4 protein-coding genes are annotated in these 3615 nt (G+C 41.5%); 2 read left to right on the top strand and 2 right to left on the bottom strand.

All coding sequences use genetic code 11. The features are described 5' to 3' along the window. Positions 1-2: 2 nt before the first annotated feature. Complete coding sequence (locus F7C14_RS04530) at positions 3-341, bottom strand: ASCH domain-containing protein (RefSeq protein WP_290900282.1); 339 nt, start codon at positions 339-341, stop codon at positions 3-5. A 35-nt stretch (positions 342-376) separates the two neighbouring features. Here F7C14_RS04530 and F7C14_RS04525 point away from each other — a divergent pair, with 35 nt between their 5' ends. Next, positions 377-2221, top strand: coding sequence for an ATP-binding cassette domain-containing protein (locus tag F7C14_RS04525; RefSeq protein WP_290900280.1), 1845 nt, complete (start codon positions 377-379; stop codon positions 2219-2221). A 10-nt stretch (positions 2222-2231) separates the two neighbouring features. Here F7C14_RS04525 and F7C14_RS04520 read toward each other — a convergent pair whose 3' ends face one another. Next, positions 2232-2990 carry a transcriptional regulator FilR1 domain-containing protein gene (locus F7C14_RS04520; RefSeq protein ID WP_290900278.1) on the bottom strand — a complete coding sequence of 253 codons (759 nt, stop codon included), beginning with the start codon at positions 2988-2990 and terminating at the stop codon, positions 2232-2234. A 117-nt stretch (positions 2991-3107) separates the two neighbouring features. On the opposite strand from F7C14_RS04520, the gene F7C14_RS04515 reads away from it, so the two are divergent. Next, positions 3108-3615, top strand: a 508-nt coding sequence (locus F7C14_RS04515) for a Yip1 family protein (RefSeq protein ID WP_290900276.1), incomplete at its 3' end; no start/stop codon positions are given.

Genomic DNA, 3615 nt, shown 5'->3' with positions numbered 1-3615 from the left:
GATTACAACTTTACCCAAACCTGAGCCCCCCTCGGAATCTCGACTTTCTTTTTCTCTTCGAACTCCCTTGGATTTTTCAAAACCCATGCGTAGAGTCTTTTTCCCTGAGAGTACCTTTTCAATTCCTCTTCACTTACCCTATGGAATTTTTCGAATTTTGCCAACTCCTCTGGAGAGAAGGGTCCAAGAACATCGGCTATCTCAACCTCTCCTACGACATATCCACCCGATATTATCAGAATTTTACCTCTGATGTTCGTGCTCCTCTTTCTGATTTCCCAGATCTTCTCTCCTCTAACAATCATGCTTGCGTATGGCTCTTTAACTATAAGTCCCCTCACGAAAACGATTTATTTTCTGCGACTTTAATTTTTTTATGATTACCAGAGTTGTAAAAAGCAGCGTTCACAGAAAGTGGTTCGGCACGATAGAGCTTGAAAACGATCTCGTTTTGTACACGAGCGGTAGTGTTGCTTCTTGGTTTTTTGAAGGAGACGAGGTTGAAGTAGTTCCCAAAACTAAGCCGAAAGACGTGCTTGGAAGGAAAACTTTGTTTTTTGACGATTACGATCTTTTCAGGATTTATGAGGGAGAGAAGGTTAAAGCTTGGAGCTTTTTCAAAAAAGAGGTAACTCTGAGTAGAACGAGTTTTGGGAGAAATGTGTACTCCTACAAAATTCTCGCAAGAGAGGCTGTTTACGAGAAGGATTTTGAGGCTATAGCTGAGTTGGAGCAGTATCATTACGCAAGTCAGAAGAGCAAGGTTGCTTTGTGGAAGTGCGAAAATTGCGGGAAGCTTATTGAATCTAACGTCAAAATTAGGTGTGATTGCGGAGGAGAGGTACACATAGTTGAGATAAAGGGTTCAACTCCGGCTTCCCGCTTCCTCGTTTTTGAGCTGAAAGATAGACAACCCTACGAACCCGAGATAATCGCATATGTTAGGGTTGATCCGCCGGTCCCTCTAATGCACCGGAAGCTTGGAGATGAGATAGTAAAAAACATCAGGGAAAGAGTTTTTCCGAAGGAGTGGTTCGAAAAAGTATACTCCCCGGAGGAGGAAATGAAAGAAATTTTTTCCGAGTTAAAGTCGAAGCACAGTCTGAAAATTGCGAGACACAAGCTTTGGGAATTGGCGAGTAAGAAAGCTATGAAAGAGTGTAATTCCGCTGCTTCAAGAATAGCGAGAGTGGTAGTTCACCCAGATTATAGAGCAGATGGAATAGGCAAATTGGCTGTTGAGGTTGCGGTGGAGTGGATCGCTGAAAGAAGAGTTCCGGAGATGAGAATGAGAAAGCACTTGGTTGAAACTATAGCCCAGATGGCGAGATTCAATCCGTTCTTCGAAAAGGCTGGTTTTTACTATCTCTGGGAGACTGCGAGCGGAAAACCCGTTCTCTACAGACCACTAACCGACGAAGCGAAAAAATACGTAGAAGAGTTTCTCAAAAGCGACGAGGAAGCTAAGAAGCACGGAGGAAAATTATGCTTGCCAAGATACGGTAACGTGGCTCCTATGGAAAAGCTTAAGTTTGAAAACGTTTCAAAAGTTTTCTCCACGACTCTCGACCTATCGAGGGTGTCAGAGGATGTTCAATTCGTTCTCAAATCCTTTGGAGTAAAGCAGAGAGTTGTTGAGAGGTACATTTTCAGGGATGTGAACTTCGAACTTAAGCCGGGAGAAATAGTGGCTGTTGTTGGAGCGAGCGGTGCGGGAAAGACGACTCTTCTAAAGCTCATCCTCGGAATCGAAAAACCAACCACAGGAAAGGTTGAAGTCAAAGCTGAGAGAATTTCCGCAATAATTCCCGGAGACGTTGAACCTGAGATAAGTGAAAAAAGCGTGATAGAGCAGGTTTACAAAGTTTGCGGAGACATATATCTGGCAGTGGAGATTCTAAACGTTTGCGGGATCAGCGATGCTGTTCTTTACAGGGCTAAGTACAAAGAGCTTTCCACCGGGCAAAAGGAGAGGTTCAAACTCGCTTTATGTTTAGCTGAAAAACCGAGTTTGTTGCTAATAGACGAATTCGCAGCTCATCTTGACGAAGTAACGGCTATGAGGGTTGCAAGGAAGCTTGCTGAAGTTGTTAGAAAAGCCGGAATCACGCTTATAGCCGTTACCCACAGAAAGGAAGTAATTTCAGCTTTGTCTCCCGACAGGATTTTTTACGTAGGATACGGTGGAGTTCTCGTGGAGGATTATCGAAATGCCGCATAAGTTTTCAATTTCACAGAACTTTTTCGGATTTGTCTCTATAAAATTCGAAGAGGTCGTTTCCAAACTTCAGAGCTTTTTTGCTTCTGGAGATCAGCGTTCTCAAAAAATCAAAATCTCCGGAGTTCCTGTAAAAATTCATCGAAAGAAAAATGTCGGAAACAGTGATGGCTAAATGCGGTTGTTCGTCGACCACATAAACGCTGAATTTTTCCGGGAGATCCTCTATGTGATCGTAAACTTTGATGAGTCTCCAGACATCTTCAGTTACAACCAACTCGATGATTCTCATTTTTTCCACGACCTTTTCAAATATGGTTGGATAATCTGGATAAAACATCGGACTTACCGCCCGTATTTCTTTTGATTGAGTTATTAGATCCATCAAAACTTTCAATGGTCTCAAAACGTTCGTGTTATCGGCTGAAACCACTTCGAGACGGTTAAGCTCGTCCAACCTCATAACGAACTCCTCGGGAAATTCTACAATGTGATCTGGAAACATCTTTGAAATTTCCTGAAACTTTTCCAGGCATTTACCGAACTTCCTCAGCATTTTTAGATAAAATCTTCCTCTGTGGGTTAAACAATATTTGTTCTTTCTCTTTTCGAGCAAATTTTCCGATTTCAACTTTGAAATTAAGTGGTACAGCGTGGATTTTGGATATTTCTTTTTTATTGAAGGAAGATCATTTTTTTCGATGGATTCAAGAATTTCGATTGTCTTCCCATCAATTGCGATATCTAAAATTTTGAGGCTCTGAAAGTTCATACTTTTAACTTCAACCCATATATCCAGAATTTATACTTTACTATTCTATCACAGTCCAAGAGGATTGGACTCTTCCAAAGATTTTGTAATAGTCCAAAAATTTTAAACTTTTCGGAAATGAAAAGTTTAATATACCGCATAATTTTCGTTCGCTGCATGAAGCTGATAACGAATCCGAATGCGTTCTTCGATGACTTAAAATACAAGAGCGTTCAACTGAGATATCCGCTGATTATCGTAGCACTCTTAGCAACCATCGCTGCATTATACCAATACTTGCTGATAACGAAAATGTCCCAAGCCCTTCCAGAAGATATAGCGAAGTTTTTCGTCATTGGGGCGTACATCGGTGTAATTGGATCGTTTATTGGGGTATTTGCAGTGTGGTTCATAATTGCGCTGGTTATGCATGCCATATCTGCATTCTTCAGTGGTGAAGGTTCTTTTAGAAGGACATTCGAATTTGTTGGGTACGGATTTCTACCCTCGCTTATAGGCTCAGCAATAACAGCCTCTCTTTCAGCATACTATATTGCAAACTCCGAAGTGCCGGAGATAAGCATATTCGAACTTCAGACAAATCCAGAATTGCTGGGTGAAGTTTTAACGAGTATTATACCAAGAG

Source organism: Ferroglobus sp. (assembly GCF_015521575.1).
Lineage (GTDB): Archaea > Halobacteriota > Archaeoglobi > Archaeoglobales > Archaeoglobaceae > Ferroglobus.
This window is presented reverse-complemented; position numbering and strand designations above follow the sequence as displayed.